This is a genomic window from Arthrobacter sp. Y3223164, from assembly GCF_059091005.1.
This window is the reverse complement of the sequence record NZ_JBNHGF010000737.1, coordinates 1-714: the sequence shown is the minus strand read 5'-3', so window position 1 is coordinate 714 and position 714 is coordinate 1. Positions and strand designations below refer to the sequence as shown.

The 714-nt window shown below is 73.0% G+C and carries 1 protein-coding gene and 1 pseudogene; both read right to left on the bottom strand.

All coding sequences use genetic code 11. The annotated features are described in order from the left end of the window. Nucleotides 1-469, bottom strand: a pseudogene (locus AC5RUJ_RS17710) (hypothetical protein); the annotation flags it as partial. Between the two features lie 37 nt (nt 470-506). Next, a partial coding sequence (locus AC5RUJ_RS17705) for a hypothetical protein (RefSeq protein ID WP_494156441.1) occupies nt 507-714 on the bottom strand: 208 nt, incomplete at its 5' end.

The following is a 714-nucleotide window of genomic DNA, read 5'->3' as shown; positions in this document are numbered from 1 at the left end:
GGTCGCCGCCCGCCCGGGTCGGCAGCCCCTCGTTGACGGCCATGCCGAGCGGAACCGTCGCCCACCAGGTGGCCGAGTCGACCGCCTGCAGCGCGGCGGAGACGGCCTGCTCGGTTGCCAAATAGGTCCCGTGAGCCAACCGCACTTTTCCGGCTAATGCCCCAGCGCTGTCCGCAAGGGCCGCCAACGATCCCGCTGCAGCCTGGACTGCCTTTTCGGCCACCCACCGCTCCGGCAGCAGCGTCCAGCGCGGATCGGCCAGCAGCAGTTGCACCGACAGGAGCTCGCGCCACAGGTCGCCGATGGTGGCGGCGGCCGACTCCAGCCGGACGGCTGCCGAAGCCAGCTCCTCCCACTCAAACGTGACCCCGCCAATACCGCCGGCAACCCGATAGCCGGCGTACCGGCGGGAACAGGTGCCTCCTTCCCGCCACCGGGCTCCGCCGGGCAGCCAGTCGTCGTCAGCCACCGTGCATCTCCGGCACAGGCCGTCCGGATCCCGGATGTCACGGCCGGGGGCCGTACATGGCGGCCGCCGCCGTTTGGGCCGCGTCGGCAGCCGCCTCTGCCGCACTCACCGCGGCTGCCGCGAGCCTGAGCAGTTCAGCCGCCTCCGCCATACCGGTGCGGTACTCGTACAGTCGCGCCCTGAAGGCCTTGCCGGCCGGCGAGACCCAGGCCGCGGCCGCGCCGGCCAGATCCGCCCGCACGGAC